We start from the raw sequence: 16,544 nt of genomic DNA, 5'->3' as shown, positions 1-16,544 counted from the left end.
GATTTCCGTTGTGAGCAGGTTTACTGCTCGAGTTCCGCGAGGGCCTTCTTGGCCTCTTCGAGCTCAGCTTCGAGCTGGGCCACCTTCTGCTGCTGCTGTTCGCGAGCGGCGTTGATGACCTCGTCGATCGGACCGGACAGCTCCTCGTGCAGCTCCTTGGCCGCACGGGAGACGGCGGCCGCCGGGATCTCGATGCCCCGGGCGATCCACTTGCTGCCGTGCTTCAGTTCAGCCTGCCATTCGCCGTCGGCCGTGCCGGTGACGGTCAGCGTCAGCTCGACGGTGCGGGTCTTCTTGGCGGTGGTCTGGCCCTTCGGCCGGCCGCGCTTGGGCTTGGCCTCCTCGGCCGAGGGCGTCTCGGTCGTCTCGGGAGCTTCCGCCTGGCCGTTCTCGGAGACCGGCGCCGGCGCGGCGGCCGGGGCCTCGGGTTCTGTCAAGGAATCCACGGTCATCGCAGGTCTTGTCTCCTTGCCGCAATCGATGGGTTCTCCCAGCGCGACAGCCTAGAACATGCGTTCGATCATCGCACGCCGGGGGTGGGCAAGCGTAGCGTGCCTCGCTATAGTCGAGTTCGACTAGCCGACTTCGACTATCTGGAGCCCGGATGCGTGCTCGCCGGACCCCGCTGCACCTCGCGGTGCTGAGCCTGCTCAACGAGCAGCCGCGGCACCCGTACGAGATGCAGTCGCTGATCAGGGAACGCCACATCGCCGACGTGGTGCGCCTGCGCGGCGGTTCGCTCTACGACGCGATCGGGCGGCTGCTGAAGCTCGGCCTGATCGAGGTTTCCGGTACCGCACGCGAAGGAGCGCGTCCCGAACGCACGGTCTACGCGATCACCGACGAAGGCCGCGAGGAGATGTTCTCGCTGCTGCGCGAGTACGTGGGGGAGCGGGCGGAGGAGTACCCGGTGTTCGGCGCCGGACTGGCGCACCTCGGCCAGCTTTCCCTTGCCGAGGCGGAAGAACTGCTGCGCAAGCGGGAGCGGGAGCTCGCCGGGCTGACCGAGTTCTGGGCGAACGGCCTGCGGGACGCGCTGGCGAGCGGGTTGCCGCGGGCGGTGTTGCTGGAAGTCGAGTACGCGCAGGCGATGCGGCAGGCGGAACTGGCCTGGCTGCGGGAAGTTCTGACGGATCTGCCCGGAATGGGCTGGACTGGGGGTTGTACATGACCAAGAAGAACAGAGTCGCGCTGCCGCGCGGGTTGCGCACTTTCAACCGCGTGCTGAAAGCCGTGCTGGGCACGGGAATCCGGGTTGGTGGCATCCGGGTACTGACCGTGCGGGGGCGCACGAGCGGGCAACCGCGCAGCACCCCGGTCACACCGTACGAAGTGGACGGTGCGTGTTACGTGCTGGCGGGCATTCCCGGCGCGGACTGGGTGCGCAACGCCCGCGCGGCCGGGGAGGGCGTGCTCGCGCACGGCCGTCGCAAGAAGCGGGTGCGGCTGATCGAGGTGCCGACGGCGGAGCAGGGGCCGATGCTGCGGGCGTTCCCGGAGCAGGTGCCCAACGGCGTGGAGATGATGGTGAAGGCCGGGGTGGTCACCGGCGGCAGCCCGGACGAGTTCGAGGCGCTCGCCGGGCGCTGCACCGTCTTCCGGGTCGTGGACGCCTAGCCCACGACCCGGAAGCGGGCGTCATTCGTCGGACTTGCCGGAGTTCAGGCCCGAGGAGATCAGGTCCATCACCGACGAGTCGGCCAGCGTGGTGACGTCGCCGACCTGGCGGTTCTCGGCCACGTCACGCAGCAGGCGGCGCATGATCTTGCCCGAGCGGGTCTTCGGCAGCTCCGGCACGACCATGATCTGACGCGGCTTGGCGATCGGGCCGATCTCCTTCGCCACGTGGTTGCGCAGCGCGGTGATCGCCTCCTCGCCCTTCGCCTCGTCCTGCGCCACGTTGCCGCGCAGGATGACAAAGGCGACGATGCCCTGCCCGGTGGTCGGGTCGGACGCGCCGACCACGGCCGCCTCGGCCACCGTCGGGTGCGACACCAGCGCCGACTCCACCTCGGTGGTGGAGATCCGGTGCCCGGACACGTTCATCACGTCGTCCACCCGGCCCAGCAGCCAGATGTCGCCGTCGCCGTCGTACTTCGCGCCGTCACCGGCGAAGTAGAAGCCCTGGTCGGCGAACCGCGACCAGTAGGTCTCGCGGTAGCGGTCGTTGTCGCCCCAGATCCCGCGCAGCATCGACGGCCACGGCTTGTCGAGCACCAGGTAGCCACCGCCGCCGTGCCCGACCTCGGTGGCCTGGTCGTCGACCACCTTCGCGGAGATGCCCGGCAGCGCGCGCTGCGCCGAACCCGGCTTCGCCGCGGTGACGCCCGGCAGCGGCGAGATCATGATCGCGCCGGTCTCGGTCTGCCACCAGGTGTCCACGATCGGCGCCTTGCCCGCGCCGATGTTGTCGCGGTACCAGATCCACGCCTCGGGGTTGATCGGCTCGCCGACGCTGCCCAGCACGCGCAGCGAGGACAGGTCGTACTTCTCCGGGATCTCCTTGCCCCACTTCATGAACGTGCGGATCAGCGTGGGCGCGGTGTAGTAGATGGAGACCTTGTACTGCTGGATGATCTCCCAGTGCCTGCCCTCGTGCGGGGTGTTCGGCGTGCCCTCGTAGACCACCTGCGTGGCGCGGTTCGCCAGCGGCCCGTAGACGATGTAGCTGTGCCCGGTGACCCAGCCGATGTCGGCGGTGCACCAGTAGACGTCCTCGCCCGGTTTGTGGTCGAACACGTTGTGGTGCGTGTACGCGGCCTGGGTCAGGTAACCGCCCGAGGTGTGCAGGATGCCCTTCGGCTTACCGGTGGTGCCGGAGGTGTAGAGGATGTAGAGCGGGTGCTCGGCGTCGAAGGCCTCCGGGGTGTGCTCGTCGGACTGGCCGTCGACCAGTTCGTGCCACCACAGGTCGCGGCCCTCGGTCCACGGCACTTCGCCCTCGAGCTTGTCGCCGGTGCGCTTGACGACGATGACCTTTTCCACCGTCTCGGCGCCTTCGAGCGCTTCGTCCACGTTGGCCTTCATCGGCGCGGCCTTGCCGCGGCGGAACTGGCCGTCGGAGGTGATGACCACCTTCGCCGCCGCGTCGTCCACCCTGGACCGCAGCGCGGTGGGGGAGAAACCGCCGAACACCACGCTGTGCGTCAGGCCGAGGCGTGCGCAGGCGAGCATGGAGAAGATCGCTTCGGGCACCATCTGCAGCTGGATCGCCACGCGGTCGCCCGCGACCAGCCCGAGCGAGGCGAAGGCGTTGGCGGCCTTGGAAACCTCACGCTTGAGCTCGGCGTAGGTGATGTCCCTGGTGTCGCCGGGCTCGCCGACCCAGTGGATGGCGACCTGGTCGCCGTGGCCGTCGTCGACGTGCCGGTCCACGCAGTTGTAGGCGACGTTCAGCTTGCCGCCGACGAACCACTTGGCGAACGGCGCGTCGGACCAGTCGAGCACCTGCGTCCACTTGGTCTCCCAGTGCAGCCGCTCGGCCTGCTTGGCCCAGAACGCCTCCCGATCGGCGTCCGCTTCGGCGTACAGGTCCGCGTTCGCGTTCGCCTGCGCGGCGAACTCGTCACTGGGAGGAAAGGTCCGGCTCTCGGTGAGCAGATTGTCGAGCGCCGGCGACTGCTCGGTCATGGTGCGCTGCCTCCTGATTCGCGAATCCTGGGCTACCCCGGGGGGCACCGTAGCGACGTTGGTACCCGAAGTAAAAGGTTGCCTCGAGGTTACACACGAGCAGGTGGATCGGCTGGTCCGACGAATGGCGGCCGGGCGGGGTCGAACGGCGGTTCAGCCCAGCCGAGCGGCCAAGGAATCGCGTACGAATGGCCATTCCGGTTTGGTGACGGAGTAGAGCACGGTGTCCCGGATCGAGCCGTCCTTGCGGACGCGGTGCCCGCGCAGCACGCCCTCCCTGGTCGCGCCGAGCCGTTCGATCGCGCGCTGCGACTGGGTGTTGTTGATGTCGGTCTCCCACGACACCCTGTTCGCGTCGAGCTCGTCGAAAGCGTGGTGCAGCAACAGGAGTTTGGCCTCGGTGTTCAACGCCGTGCGCTGCCAGGGCTTGCCGATCCAGGTGTGGCCGATGCTCAGGATCCGGTGCTTGGGCACGATCCCGTAGAAGGAGGTCGTGCCGGCGACCGCACCGGTACGCACGTCGACCTGCGCGAAGGCCAGCCGGTCCGGATCGCCGAGGATGTCGGTGACCATCGCTTCGGCTTCGGTCCCGGTCTCCGGCCGGAACCCGCTCAGCCAGGTCCAGACCACTGGATCGGACCCGGCGGCCAGCAGTCCGGGTGCGTGGTCGGCGGTCAGGGGTTCGAGGCGCACGTGCTTGCCGACGAGGGTCGGGCGGCGGGTCCAGTCGTTCACGCCGCTCAATCTACGAAGCCCAAGTGGACGCTGCACAGGGCCATTTTCACCCAGGTTCAGCAGTCCACTTGGTCGTGCTTATGCTCGGGAAGTGGCAGAACGCGAAGAGCTGACCTGGGAACTGTTCGGCGAGGCGAGCCGGGCGCTGGCCGAAGAGGTCGCCGGCAGCGGGTACGACCCCGACCTGATCCTGTCCATCGCGCGCGGTGGGCTGTTCGTCGCGGGCGCGCTCGGGTACGCGCTCGACGTGAAGAACCTGCACGTGATGAACGTGGAGTTCTACACCGGCGTCGACCAGCGCCTGGACCTGCCGGTGATGCTGCCGCCGGTGCCGAACGTGGTCGACCTGACGCAGAAGAAGGTGCTGATCGCCGACGACGTGGCGGACACCGGCGCCACGCTCAAACTGGTCCGCGACTTCTGCGCCGACCACGTGGCCGAGGTGCGCTGCGCGGTCGTCTACCAGAAGCCGCACTCGTCGGTCGACAGCGAGTACGTCTGGCGGCGCACCGACAAGTGGATCAACTTCCCGTGGTCGTCGCAGCCGCCGGTGGTCCAGCGGGCCGAGCAGGTGCTGGACGCATGACCGATCCGCTCGCGCCGCTGCTCGACCTCGACAGGGTGGCCGCCGCGGTGAAGTCCGCGCAGGACGCCGTGTTCGCCGTGCACCGCCACCCGGCCAACCTGCGCGCGGGCGCCGCGACGGCCGCGGAAGCCTCGGTGCGCGCGGCCCGCGCGTCGGCCGGGATCGACGGCGGCGATCCCGACATCCCCGCGGCCGGTTCGGTCACCGACCCGGTGCTCGCCGGATCGCTGCGCGTGGCCGAAGCGGTGGAGTCGCTGCTGCCGGTGTGGCGCCGGGCGCCGTTGCAGGCGCTGGCGAAACTGCACGTGCTCGCCGCCGCGGACCTGGCCGCCGACGCCGACGCGCTTGGCAGGCCGCGCGAGGGCACCGCCGAACGCCTCGAACTGCTCGGCCAGCTGGTCACCGGCGCGACCTCGGTGCCGGGTCCGGTGCTCACCGCGGTGGTGCACGGCGAACTGCTCACCCTGCGGCCGTTCGGCACCGCGGACGGCGTGCTGGCACGGGCCGCCGCGCGGCTGTCGATGGTGGCCACCGGACTGGACCCGAAGGCGCTCACCGTGCCGGAGGTCGCCTGCTTCCGGCACGTGCGGCGGTATACCGCGGCCGCCGAGGCGTTCGCCTCGGGCGAGCCGGACGGTGTCCGCGAGTGGTTGCTGTTCTGCTGCCAGAGCTACGAAACCGGTGCCCGCGAGGCGACCGGCATCGCCGATTCAGCCGGCTAGTCCTCGACGGGGCGCTGCCTCAACTAGCGCGCATGTGCAGCGACGCCAACGCGTTGCGCACGTGCCCCTGGTTGGCCTCCAGCGCCTTCCCGGCGGTGGAGGTGTCCACTCCGGACAGCAGGTGCACCAGCGCGACCTTGAGGTCGTCCCCGGACTCGGCCAGCGCCTCCGAGCAGTCCTGCTCGCTCATCCCGGTGGCCTCGCGCAGGATGCGCACGTTGCGGCCGCGCAGCTTCGCGTTGGTCGCCCGCATGCTGACCATCAGGTTCGAGTAGGTCCGGCCGAGCTTGATCATCGTGGCGGTGGAGAACGCGGTCAGGATGATCTTCTGCGCGCTGCCCGCCTTCATCCGGGTGGAGCCGGCGATCGCCTCGGGACCGGTGTCCACCGCGATCAGCACGTCCACGCCCGGCACGGACTGCGTGCGCGGGTTGCCGGAGACCAGTGCCGTCCGGCACCCCGCCTCCGAAGCGGCCGCGAGCGCGCCGAGCACGTACGGGGTGCGCCCGGAGGCGGTGAGGCCGAGCACGAAGTCGCCCGGCTCCACCGACTCGCGGAGTTCGGCGGCACCGGCGGTGTCGTCGTCCTCGGCGTTCTCCACGGCCTGCCGCAGGGCACGGGGCCCACCGGCGTGGTGCGCGACGAACCAGTCGTCGGGCACGTTGAAGGTCGGAACCAGTTCGGCCGCGTCGAGCGTGGCCAGTCTGCCGGAGGTACCGGCACCGACGTAGTGCACGCGGTGGCCCGCTCGCAGGGCCTCCACCGCGAAGTCCACCGCGCGGGCCAGCTGCGGGAGCACCGCGTTGACCGCGTCGGGGACCAGCTTGTCCTCGGCGTTCAGCGCGCCGAGGATGCCCACGGTGGACATCAGGTCGATGTCCATGGTGCGGGGGTTCCGCTGCTCCGTCGGGGAATCCACGTGGACCACCTGGCGACGCAGGCCTACCAGCGGCCGAACTGTGTCCTTCACCTTCACATCACTCATTTCCCGGTCTCCCTCGGCCGGCGGCGGCCGTCCGGCCGGACGCCGAGCCGGTGGTGGCCGACGGCGTCGCGGGTGGCGTCCAGCGCGGACACGGCGGCATCCATGTGCCGCTGCGCCACGCCGATGAACATGCAGTCGATGACGGTGAGCTGGGCGATCCGGCTGGCCGTCGCCCCCGAGCGGAACGTGGTCTCCCGAGCCGCGGTGGTCAGCACGTGGTCGGCCACCTCGGTGATCGGGGAGCGGGGGAAGTTGGTCAGCGCGACGGTGATGGCGCCGTGCTCACGGGCCACGCGGAGCGCTTCCACGGTGTCGGTGGTGGCCCCGGTGTGCGAGATGCCGACCGCGACGTCGCCGGGCTTCAGCACGGCCGCGGAGGTCAGCATGATGTGCGTGTCGGACCAGGCGAAGCTGACCCGGCCGATGCGGTGCAGCTTCTGCTGCAGGTCGGCGGCGACGAAGGCGCTGGCGCCCACGCCGTAGACGTCCACCCGGCCGGCGCCGGCGATCAGGTCGATGACCCGCTGCAGCGCGGCCACGTCGAGCTGGTCGGCGGTCTCCTCGACGGCACGGGCGTCGGCGAAGCTGACCTTGCCGATCACCGCGGCCAGGTCGTCGTCGGGGCCGATCTCGCCGCCGAGGTTGCGGCTGGAGCGGGCCTCGGTGCGCGCGGTGTCCGCGGCCAGCGCGATGCGCAGCTGCGGGTAGCCGCCGACGCCGATGGCCTTGCAGAACCGGGTCACCGTGGTCTCGCTGGTGTTCGCGGCCAGCGCCACCTCGGTGATGCTGCGTCTGGCGACGCTGGACGGGTCGTCGAGCACGACCTTGGCCACGCGCTGCTCCGCTCTGGCCAGGCCGGGCAGCAGGGAGCGGATCCGGACCAGCGGGCTGGCCTCGGACTCCCGCACGGGGGCGGGTTCCGGGGCGGAGTCGGTGACGGACTCAGGGCTGGTCACCGTGGGAAACTTACTAACCGTAGGAATCTGCGACAAGGCAACCCACACCCTTCGGAGGAGAGTGCCACCCGACGGTGTCTCCTGGTCGGGCAGCTCATGCTTGGTTGCTGTGAAAGTCGCTAACCAGGTCGAAGATGTTAACGTTCACTTGTTAACAACTTCGCAACTTGCTACACCCAGTGAAACTATCTGCGCCGATTGGCCCAAATGGGTAACGATGTTGTGACTTGTCGTAGAAGATTCAACATCTTTGCGGCCGTTCAATCAGCGCGGCGTGACTCACCGATTACGCAACTGCCATCCCTGCGGCGTTACAGCTTCCGGCGTGCGTTCCAGGTCCAGTACCGCGTTACCGGACACAACGGCCTTAACGCCGTCCAACAGCACGCCGCGGGCGGTGTACTGCTTGTCCGTGGTGTAACGCCAGCGCAGGGCCACATTCGGCGCGGCGGGCACCATCGCGCTGACCGTCCACCAAGATCGGTGCCCGGTGCCGGAGAGCGCCGGGACCTCCCCGCCGGGCGCGCCGGGACCGGCGGCCCGGAGTGACACCGGCTGCCACGACGTCCCGTCCACCGAGGACTCCAGCACCAGCTGATCGGTGCTTTCGCTGTCGACGAAGGTGTCGAAGGTCACTCTCAGCGGCCGGTCACCCACGGTGAGCGGCGCCGTGGTGAGCGTGGCCGACGTCTGGTTACCGATTTCCGAGAACCACGCGTCGGGTCCGTGCTTCGGCGGCACCGCGAGCGCCCGCGAGAGCGCGGTCGCCCAGGCCTCCCTGGCCACGTTGATCGAGCCCCAGGTCCGGGTCGGGTGCACGCGGTTGGTCAGCAGGATGGCGACCGAGCGCGAGGTCGGGTCGATGACCAGCGAGGTGCCGGTGAAGCCGGTGTGCCCGGCGGTGGCCGGCGAGGTCAGCCCGCCCATGTACCAGAGCTGGTCGAGCTCGAAGCCGAGTCCATGCGCGTTACCGGGGAAGGCCTGGTTGTAGTCGGTCAGCATCTGCCGGACGCTGTCCTGGCGCAGGATCCGCTGACCGCCGTACGAACCGCCGTTGAGCATGGCCTGCCCGAGCACGGACAGGTCGGCGGCGGTGGAGAACACCCCGGCGTGCCCGGCGACCCCGCCCAGCGACCACGCGTTCTCGTCGTGCACCTGGCCGCGGACCATGCCGCGGTCCGGCACGGCCATGAACTCGGTCGCGGCGATCCGGTCGAGCTTCTCGGCGGGCGGGTTGTACCCGGTGTCCACCATGCCGAGCGGTTCGGTGATGCCCTCGCGCACGCGCACGTCCAGCGGCTGCCCGGTGATCCGCTCCACCAGCACGCCCAGCGTGATCAGGTTCAGGTCGGAGTACTTGTAGGTGCTGCCCGGCACGTACATCGGCTTGACGTCCATGACCGCCTTGATGCGCGCGGCCTTGTCCGGCCAGTCGCGCCACAGCGGCAGGAACGGCTCCAGCCCGGAGGTGTGCGTGAGCAGCTGGCGAACGGAGATGCCCTCCTTGCCGTTCACCCCGAACTCCGGCAGGTAGGTGGCCACCGGCTCGTCGACGTCGACCTGCCCGGTCTCGACCACCTGCATCACCGCGAGCGAGGTGAACAGCTTCGAGATCGAGGCCAGGTCGAAGATGGTGTCGAGGCGCATCGGCACCTGCTGCTCCGGCGGCAGTTCGGTCCCGGCGCCGTCGGCGTACCGCAGCGCGAACCCGGCGGTGTGCGTGTTCACCACCATGCCGTCGTGGATCTGCAGGCCCACCGCGCCGGCGAACAGCGGGTGCCCGGTGCTGTCCGGTTTGGTCCAGGCGTCGATCTTCTGCTCGGCGGCCAGCAGCGGGGCGGGATCGAGCCCGGCCTCCTCGGGCGTGGCCGGGCGCAGCACGGTGCCCGGCGGGGCGAACCCCTGCTGCGGCCGGTCGAACCGGCCCGTCACCGCCTCCCCCTCGGCGGCGACCACGCTCGAGGTCATACCCGCCATGGTGACCGCCGCGATCGCGATCAGCGCGCCGAGCCTCATCCGTCCGTCCCCCTACTTGTAGAGCAGGTACTGCCGCCGTCTGCGATCGAAGTCCGCCAGCTCGCCCTGCCACGAACCGACGATCTCGTCCACGCCGGCCCCGGCGTCGACCATGGTCCGCAACCGGGCCGATCCCGAGAGCTTGTCGATGAAGTTGTCCGGCCGCCAGCCGAACAGGTCCGGGTGCACCTTCTTCGCGGTGACCAGCATGGCCACCCCGGTGCGGACCGCGTCGAAGGCCCGCGGATCGGTGACGGTCAGCTGCACCCCACCGCACGTCTCGCCGACGAACTTGTGGAACGTCGGCACGAAGTAGTTCTCGCGGAACCGCGCGCCCGGCAGGTTCAGCTCGTCGAGCGCCTCCCGCCACCGCCAGTCCAGCTTCGGCGCGCCGATGATCTCGAACGGCCGCGTGGTGCCGCGGCCCTCGGAGAACACCGTGCCCTCGAACATCCCGGTGCCCGGGTAGGCCAGCGCGGTGTCCGGCGTCGGCATGTTCGGGCTCGGCGGGGTCCACAGCAGACCGGTACCGGCGAAGAAGGTGTCCCGCCGCCAGCCCTTGACCTGGATGATCTCCAGCTTCGGCGGTTCGACGCCGTCGGCTGGCAGGAACTCACCGGCGAAGTACCTGGCCAGCTCGCCCACGGTCATGCCGTGCTGCTGCACGATCGGCTTGCGGCCGATGCCGGAGGCGAACGCCGGGTCCAGCATCGGGCCGTACGCCCGGCCGCCGAGCGGGTTCGGCCGGTCCAGCACGACAAAGGCGGCGCCGGTCTTCGCGGCGGCCACCATCGCGGTGTACATGGACCAGATGTAGGTGTAGAAGCGGGCGCCGACGTCGGCGATGTCGAACACCACGGTGTCCACGCCCGCCTTGGTCAGCATCCCGGCCAGCTTGGTGGCGTCGGCGCCGTACGCGTCGTACACCGGGATGCCGGTGCGCGGGTCGACGTAGTCGCCTTCGGAGCCACCGGCCTGCGCGCTGCCGCGGAACCCGTGCTCCGGCCCGAAGACGGCCACCGGCCGAACACCGGCCGCCACCATCGAGTCGACGGTGTGGTCGAAGTCCGCCACCACGCCGGTCGGATTGGACAGCACGCCGAGCTTGCGCCCGGCGAGCGGCTGCCAGCCCTGCTTCGCCAGCTGGTCGGCGCCGGTGACCACCGAGCCGTGGTGCTGGGTGTCGTTCTCCTGCGCGCTCGCGCTGCCCACGGTGAGCAGGGAGGCCGCGGCCGCGCCGCCGAGCAGTCGCCGTCGTGTGAAGCTCATGGGATTACCAGCTCAGTCCGTGGCCGAAGGGGAACAGGATCTTGCCGTCGGCGGCCGGGATGTTCACCGGCAGCTTGCCCTGGGGCGAGGCCTCGCCCTTGAGCACCTTCGCCAGCGAGTTCATCGTGACCTCACGCCAGTCGTAGGTGGCGACCCAGGTCGGCACGTCCGCGTAACCGGGGTCGTACGGCTCCTGCACGGCCACCGCGACCACCGGCTTGCCGGTCGCCTGCAGCGCCTTGACCAGGTTGACCTGGTTCGCGCTGGTGCGCAGGCCGTTGGTCAGCACGACCACGGTGTCCGCGCCCTTGGCCGCCTCGACCGCCTTCGCCACGGTGTCCGCGTTCGGGCTGGTGCCGGTGGGCAGCCCGGTGGCGCCCAGCGCGTTGGCCAGCACGGGGACCGGCGCGGCCGGATAGCCGGGGTAGTCCGGCCGGTGGTACCCGGTGACCAGCGTCTTGCCCGGGTTTGGCAGCGGCAGCAGGTTCGCGTCGTTGCGCAGCACGGTGGTGGTGCGGTCGGTCAGCGCCTGCACGTCGGCGAGGTGCTGCGGGGTGCCGACCTTGTTCTTGACCGCGCCCACGTCCGCCATCGGCTTGGCGAAGATGCCGCGCTTGAGCTTCAGCTTGAGGATGCGGATCACGCTCTCGTTGATCCGGTCCTCGGTGATCCGGCCGCTCTTCACCGCGTCGAGCACGCCGTTGATCGCCACGTCCAGGTGCGGCGGCATGAGCATCTGGTCGACGCCCGCCTCCAGCGCGAGCACCGGGATCTCGTGGTCCGGGTGCAGCTTGCGCACGCCCGCCATCTGGAGGGAGTCGGTGACCACCACGCCGCGGTAGCCGAGTTCACCGCGGAGCAGGTCGCCCATGATCGGCTTGGACAGCGTGGCCGGGTTGCCCGACGGGTCCAGGCTCGGCACGGTGATGTGCGCGGTCATGATCGAGTCGGCGCCCGCGTCGATGGCGGCCTGGAACGGCGGCAGGTCGATCGCGCGCCACTCCGCCTCGGTCCGCTTGATCTCGGGGAGGCCGGTGTGGCTGTCCTCGGCGGCGTCACCGTGGCCGGGGAAGTGCTTGGCGGCGGTGGACACCGTCTCGGTCGCGCGGCCGGACCGCTGGTAGCCCTCGATCTCCGCGGTGACCAGCGAACTGGCCAGCGCCGGGTCGGAGGAGAAGGAGCGCGAGCCGATCACCGGGTTGAGGTGGTTGGAGTTGATGTCGGCGTCCGGCGCGAAGTTCTGCGCGATGCCGACGGCCCGCAGCTCGTGGCCGTTGATGGTGGCCAGGCGCTGGGCGTCCTCGGTGCTGCGGCCCGCGCCGACCGCCATGTTGCTGGGGTACTCGGTGGCCGGCTTGCCGAGCCGGGTGACCCGGCCGCCCTCCTGGTCGACCGACAGGATCAGCGGCAGCTTCGCGCCCGAGTTCAACGCGGCCTGCTGCAGGCCGTTGGAGAACTTCGCGAGCTGGACCGGGTCGTCGATGTTGTCGGTGCCGGGGTTGTTGAAGTAGATGACCCCGCCGACGCCGAACTTCTCGACCACCTCGGCGGGCGTGCCGACGCCGTACTTGTTCTGGTTGCTCTGGTGGACCTCGGTGGCCGACTTGCCGAAGACGTCGGCGACGAACAACTGGCCGACCTTCTGCTCCAGCGTCATCCGCGCCAGCGACTGCTGCGCCTCGGCGGTCTCGGCGTCGTCCTGCCGCTGGGCGGCCTGCTGGCGCTTCGCCGGGGTGTCGGCCGGGTTCATCGCGGACGCGGGCACGGCCCCCGCCACCCCGGTGGTGGCCAGCAACGCGGCCACCGACGCGGCGAGCGCATGGTTCCTCCGTGGGTGATTGCGCGTGCGCCCGATGCTCACTTCGGCCTCCCTGTTCGGTTCTGCTCGGCTGACAGGTATAGCCGGTATGGAGTTGGGGACTCACCTGTTTGGACCGGCATCGGGAAGCTACTCACCGAAACTGTGCCGGTCAACGACCCGCTGTGCCGTTCGGAGTACGCAGCGCTCACACCGTGATTCCGGCGTGTCCCAAACGTTCGTGCGCACCCCGAACATGCTGCAGGCGGCGCCGACGAATCGGCGCCGCCTGCTCGCGCGGACTGCTGGGTTACCAAGCGTGCAACTCCAGTCGTACCTACCTGGACTCGGCGTCCGGCGTCCCGGTACGCAATCCCTAGACGACAAGCCTCCCGCGGCGTGCTGCGCGTGGGTGCCCGGAGTCCGCGCACGGAGCCCTTTCGGGGTGGAGTAAGGCTTCTCTTCGCCTCGTCCCTGGCCGACAAGAGGTCCGCACTCACTTTGTACGCCAGTGATGCCGGTCACTACAAGGGCGCGATCGGGTGCACCGGTACAGAGACACGATTCAGAACCGCTTGCACCCTGTTCTACCTGCGGTTATGTCAACCGGGTGAGGTTTCAGGACTTGCCTTTGCGGCGCTTGGCGAGCCCGTACCAGGTGGCTCCGGCGGCCACCGCGCCCATCCCGATACCGACCGCGATCGCCGGCCCCGCGAGGCGGCTCCGCAGCGGCACGGGGTGGGTGAAGGCGAGCACCGGCCAGTCGCGCTCGGTGGCGAGCCGGCGCAGCATCCGGTCCGGGTTGACCACGTGCGGGCGGCCGACCACTTCGAGGAGCGGGATGTCCGTGCTGGAGTCGGTGTAGGCGGCGCAGTCGGCGAGGTCGTACCCGCGTTCGGCGGCGAGCCGCTTCGCCGCGACCGCCTTGTTCTCGCCGTAGCAGTAGAAGTCCACCTCGCCGGAGTACCGGCCGTCGACGATCTGCATGCGGGTGGCCACGCTGTGGGTGGCCCCGAGCATTTCCGCGATCGGTGCCACCACCTCTTCCCCGGTGGCTGAAAGCACGATCACGTCATGGCCCCGGGCGCGGTGCTCGGCGATCAGCTCGGCGGCCTCGGCGTAGACCAGCGGGTCGACCACGTCGTGCAGGGTCTCGGCGACGATCGCGCGGACCTGCGAGACGTCCCAGCCACGGCACAGCGCGGAGATCTCGGCGCGCATCCGCTCGGTCTTGCTGGCGTCCGCGCCGGAAAGGGAGAAGACGAGCTGGGCGTAGGCGCTTTTCAAGGCGGCCCTGCGGTTGATCAGTCCCCGGCTGAGCAGGGGTTTGCTGAAGGCCAGCGCGCTGGAGGAGGCGATGATCGTCTTGTCGAGGTCGAAGAACGCGGCCACCGGCGAGCCCGGCGGCGTGAAGCGGGGGTCTGCCACGTGTTCAACAATAGGCGTGGCCGCGGCACTGTTCCCCGGTGCGGGCGGAAAATCCACGACAGGGGAGGGTGGGCGATCCGGAGTTCCGTTACCGAATTGTGGGCGTCTTGAACAGCGATAACGCGCTGATCGGGTGGTTACAGTGGTGGTGCCCGGTGTCACCCGGGCCGGTTCAGTCCGACCCCCCGGGGCTGGACCTCCAGCGACCCCCGCCCCTCCCCCCTGGCGGGGGTCGCTCTATTTGCGCCCCGCGCCTTCCCGCCCCCGCGCTTTCCCACCACCACGCCTTCCAATCACGGCACTCCTTCATCCCCTTGAAGTCCGGCGCCCCACTCGCGCCCCCAAGCCCTGGCGTTCCTCTCGCCCGCATCTGGTGTTCCGGCTCTCGCCCGCGCCCTCGTGCCCCGGCTGCGGCACTCTCACTCCCGACCTCAAATTCTGGCGCCTATCGCTCATGACCCGGCGTTCCTGACGCTCGTTCCCTCCGTGCTCTGCCGTTCCTCTAGCGACTTCGTGTCCCGAAATCCCCTCATCTCGTGACTTCCTAGTTGCTTTCCGTGCCGTTACTCGGCCATCCCGCCCGCCGCCCGAGTTGTCCACAACCAACCACTTGTCCACAGGCGACTCATTCCCACCTTGTCTCACCCCACCCACCCCGGTGACCGTGGAAACCGGGCCACCCCAGGCCCGCCCAGCGGAACAGGGGGACAACTGTGACCGGAAAACGTGCCCTCGTCGTCGCGACCGACCCGGTCGTACTCGACGAAGTACTCCGCCTCGCCGCGGTCGCGAATTGCGAAATCGAGCGGGTTCCCGACCTCTACGACGCGCGGGTGCGCTGGAAAGACGCACCGCTGGTGCTGATCGACGAAGCTGCCGTCATCGAGCACGACCCCGTGACACTGCCGCCGCGAAAAGACGTGCTGGTGATCTGCAAAGGGCCACCGGAGCCGCGCACCTGGCAATGCGCCTTCGCCGTCGGCGCGCAACAGGTGCTTTCCCTCCCGGACGACGAAACCGCCGTACTGAAAGCCTTCGCCGAAATCGTCGACGGCCCGCCGCGCCCCGGCGGCCGCGTCCTCACCGTCGTCGGCGGCTGCGGCGGCGCCGGTGCGACGGTCCTGGCGGCCGGCCTCGCGACCGCCGCCGCCCGCTCCGGCGAACACACCCTGCTCCTCGACTGCGACCCGCTCAGCGGCGGCCTGGACGTCTTGCTGGGCGCGGAAAACCACCAGCACGCCCGCTGGCCGGACCTCCGGGTGAACTCGGGGCGCATCCTGCTGTCCGCCCTAGAAGACTCCCTCCCACACCACGACTGCACCCCACCCGCGTCCACCCTCCTCACCCGATTCCGCCCGCTCCCCACCACAACGGCGCCCCGCCGCACCCACTTCGCCTTTCTCTCCAGCAGCCCACCGTCCACCCGCCACACCCCCAACACCGGCAACCGCCCGCCCGCTCCCTCCCGCACCACCCACCGCACCACGCCCTCCGACCCGGATCACTCCACCCCACCGCCCAACTCGTCCCACCATCCCCCTTCACTTAGCCCGCCCCGCCCCACCTCGTCTCTCAGCGCGACCCACCCCACCTCATCTGTCGGCGCGACCCGCCCCACCTCGTCTCTCGGCGCGCCGCACTCCACTTCGTCTCTCAGCGCGGCCCGCCCGCCCTCGTCCCTCGGCGCGGACCGTCGCGCCTCTCCACCGGGCGCCAGACGCGCCAGCCCTTCCACCGCCGACCACCACAGCCCCCATCCACACAGCGCGGCCCGCCCCTCTCACAACCCCGATCTCCACATCCCACCCCTCAACGGCGAGGCAATCGCCACCGTGATCGAAGCCGCCCGCCGCGCCGGCCGGTTCGTCATCTGCGACCTCCCGCGCCACCTCGGCAACGGCTCCGCCGAAGCCGCCGCCCGTGCTGACCTGGCGCTCGTGGTCGTCCCGCTGAATTTCCGAGCCTGCATCGCCGCCAAACGCGTGGTCGCCCTCCTCCGCGGCACCGGCGCCGAAATCCGCCTCGTCGCCCGAGGCCCCGCTCGCTCCGGCCCCTCCGCCAAACAGGTCGCCGCCGCCCTCGACATCCCGCTCCTAGCCGAATACCGCCAGGAATTCCGCCTTAACCGCGGCGCATTCCACCCCAGACCCCGCGGCCCCCTGCTCACCGTCGCCGCTTCCGCACTAGCCGCTCTCCCACGCCAGGAGTTCACCCCATGACCACCCCATCCCGCCCCAACCCACCCGCCCCCAGCAAGCACCCCATCACCAAGCCCCTCACCACTCCCGACCCCCTCCGCCCGCCCGTCCCCATGCCACCCCGAATCCCCAAACCACCCCCCATCCCCAAACCGCCACCGACCCCCAAACCGCCGCCCACAAAACCCACCCACCCGAACGCGATCCCCGCCCCACCCGAC

General features: G+C 69.9%; 14 protein-coding genes. 5 read left to right on the top strand and 9 right to left on the bottom strand.

What is annotated here, in order from left to right; translation table 11 throughout:
• Nucleotides 1-20 precede the first annotated feature (20 nt).
• The gene (locus JYK18_RS09555) at nucleotides 21-452 is read right to left on the bottom strand and encodes a DUF6319 family protein (RefSeq protein ID WP_206801740.1); all 432 of its coding nucleotides are present in this window, start codon (nucleotides 450-452) and stop codon (nucleotides 21-23) included.
• 152 nt (nucleotides 453-604) lie between these two features.
• Between JYK18_RS09555 and JYK18_RS09550 the strand changes: the two genes are divergently transcribed.
• Nucleotides 605-1,171: a PadR family transcriptional regulator gene (locus JYK18_RS09550; protein WP_206801739.1), complete on the top strand. Its 567-nt coding sequence runs from the start codon at nucleotides 605-607 to the stop codon at nucleotides 1,169-1,171.
• The gene (locus JYK18_RS09545) at nucleotides 1,168-1,617 is read left to right on the top strand and encodes a nitroreductase/quinone reductase family protein (protein ID WP_206801738.1); all 450 of its coding nucleotides are present in this window, start codon (nucleotides 1,168-1,170) and stop codon (nucleotides 1,615-1,617) included. The genes JYK18_RS09550 and JYK18_RS09545 overlap by 4 nt, the downstream gene beginning before the upstream one ends.
• Before the next feature lie 21 nt (nucleotides 1,618-1,638).
• Here JYK18_RS09545 and acs read toward each other — a convergent pair whose 3' ends face one another.
• A complete protein-coding gene (gene acs / locus JYK18_RS09540) occupies nucleotides 1,639-3,630 on the bottom strand; it encodes an acetate--CoA ligase (protein ID WP_206801737.1) in 1,992 nt (663 codons plus the stop codon).
• Between the two features lie 153 nt (nucleotides 3,631-3,783).
• A complete protein-coding gene (locus tag JYK18_RS09535; protein ID WP_206801736.1) occupies nucleotides 3,784-4,365 on the bottom strand; it encodes a GNAT family N-acetyltransferase in 582 nt (193 codons plus the stop codon).
• A gap of 91 nt (nucleotides 4,366-4,456) precedes the next feature.
• On the opposite strand from JYK18_RS09535, the gene JYK18_RS09530 reads away from it, so the two are divergent.
• Entirely contained in the window at nucleotides 4,457-4,951 is a 495-nt protein-coding gene (locus tag JYK18_RS09530; RefSeq protein ID WP_206801735.1) for a phosphoribosyltransferase, read from the top strand.
• The gene (locus JYK18_RS09525) at nucleotides 4,948-5,673 is read left to right on the top strand and encodes an oxidoreductase (protein WP_206801734.1); all 726 of its coding nucleotides are present in this window, start codon (nucleotides 4,948-4,950) and stop codon (nucleotides 5,671-5,673) included. The genes JYK18_RS09530 and JYK18_RS09525 overlap by 4 nt, the downstream gene beginning before the upstream one ends.
• A 19-nt stretch (nucleotides 5,674-5,692) precedes the next feature.
• Here JYK18_RS09525 and JYK18_RS09520 read toward each other — a convergent pair whose 3' ends face one another.
• The 6 genes from JYK18_RS09520 to JYK18_RS09495 form a co-directional block, all read right to left on the bottom strand.
• Nucleotides 5,693-6,658 carry an N-acetylmuramic acid 6-phosphate etherase gene (locus JYK18_RS09520; protein ID WP_374195002.1) on the bottom strand — a complete coding sequence of 322 codons (966 nt, stop codon included), beginning with the start codon at nucleotides 6,656-6,658 and terminating at the stop codon, nucleotides 5,693-5,695.
• Nucleotides 6,655-7,614: a MurR/RpiR family transcriptional regulator gene (locus tag JYK18_RS09515; protein ID WP_374195001.1), complete on the bottom strand. Its 960-nt coding sequence runs from the start codon at nucleotides 7,612-7,614 to the stop codon at nucleotides 6,655-6,657. Before JYK18_RS09515 ends, JYK18_RS09520 begins: the two co-directional genes overlap by 4 nt.
• 279 nt (nucleotides 7,615-7,893) lie before the next feature.
• Nucleotides 7,894-9,630 carry a serine hydrolase gene (locus JYK18_RS09510; protein ID WP_206801733.1) on the bottom strand — a complete coding sequence of 579 codons (1,737 nt, stop codon included), beginning with the start codon at nucleotides 9,628-9,630 and terminating at the stop codon, nucleotides 7,894-7,896.
• A 12-nt stretch (nucleotides 9,631-9,642) separates the two neighbouring features.
• Nucleotides 9,643-10,899: an exo-beta-N-acetylmuramidase NamZ domain-containing protein gene (locus JYK18_RS09505; RefSeq protein ID WP_206801732.1), complete on the bottom strand. Its 1,257-nt coding sequence runs from the start codon at nucleotides 10,897-10,899 to the stop codon at nucleotides 9,643-9,645.
• Between the two features lie 4 nt (nucleotides 10,900-10,903).
• Nucleotides 10,904-12,754 (bottom strand): glycoside hydrolase family 3 protein, encoded by a 1,851-nt coding sequence (locus JYK18_RS09500; protein WP_374195047.1) that lies wholly within the window; start codon nucleotides 12,752-12,754, stop codon nucleotides 10,904-10,906.
• 561 nt (nucleotides 12,755-13,315) lie between these two features.
• The gene (locus JYK18_RS09495) at nucleotides 13,316-14,125 is read right to left on the bottom strand and encodes an HAD family phosphatase (protein WP_206801731.1); all 810 of its coding nucleotides are present in this window, start codon (nucleotides 14,123-14,125) and stop codon (nucleotides 13,316-13,318) included.
• 713 nt (nucleotides 14,126-14,838) lie between these two features.
• On the opposite strand from JYK18_RS09495, the gene ssd reads away from it, so the two are divergent.
• Complete coding sequence (gene ssd, locus JYK18_RS47485; protein ID WP_206801730.1) at nucleotides 14,839-16,344, top strand: septum site-determining protein Ssd; 1,506 nt, start codon at nucleotides 14,839-14,841, stop codon at nucleotides 16,342-16,344.
• Nucleotides 16,345-16,544: the final 200 nt, after the last annotated feature.

Source organism: Amycolatopsis sp. 195334CR (genome assembly GCF_017309385.1).
In the GTDB taxonomy this organism is placed as follows: domain Bacteria; phylum Actinomycetota; class Actinomycetes; order Mycobacteriales; family Pseudonocardiaceae; genus Amycolatopsis.
The sequence above is the reverse complement of the archived record's forward strand: the minus strand, read 5'-3'. Positions and strand labels throughout refer to the sequence as shown.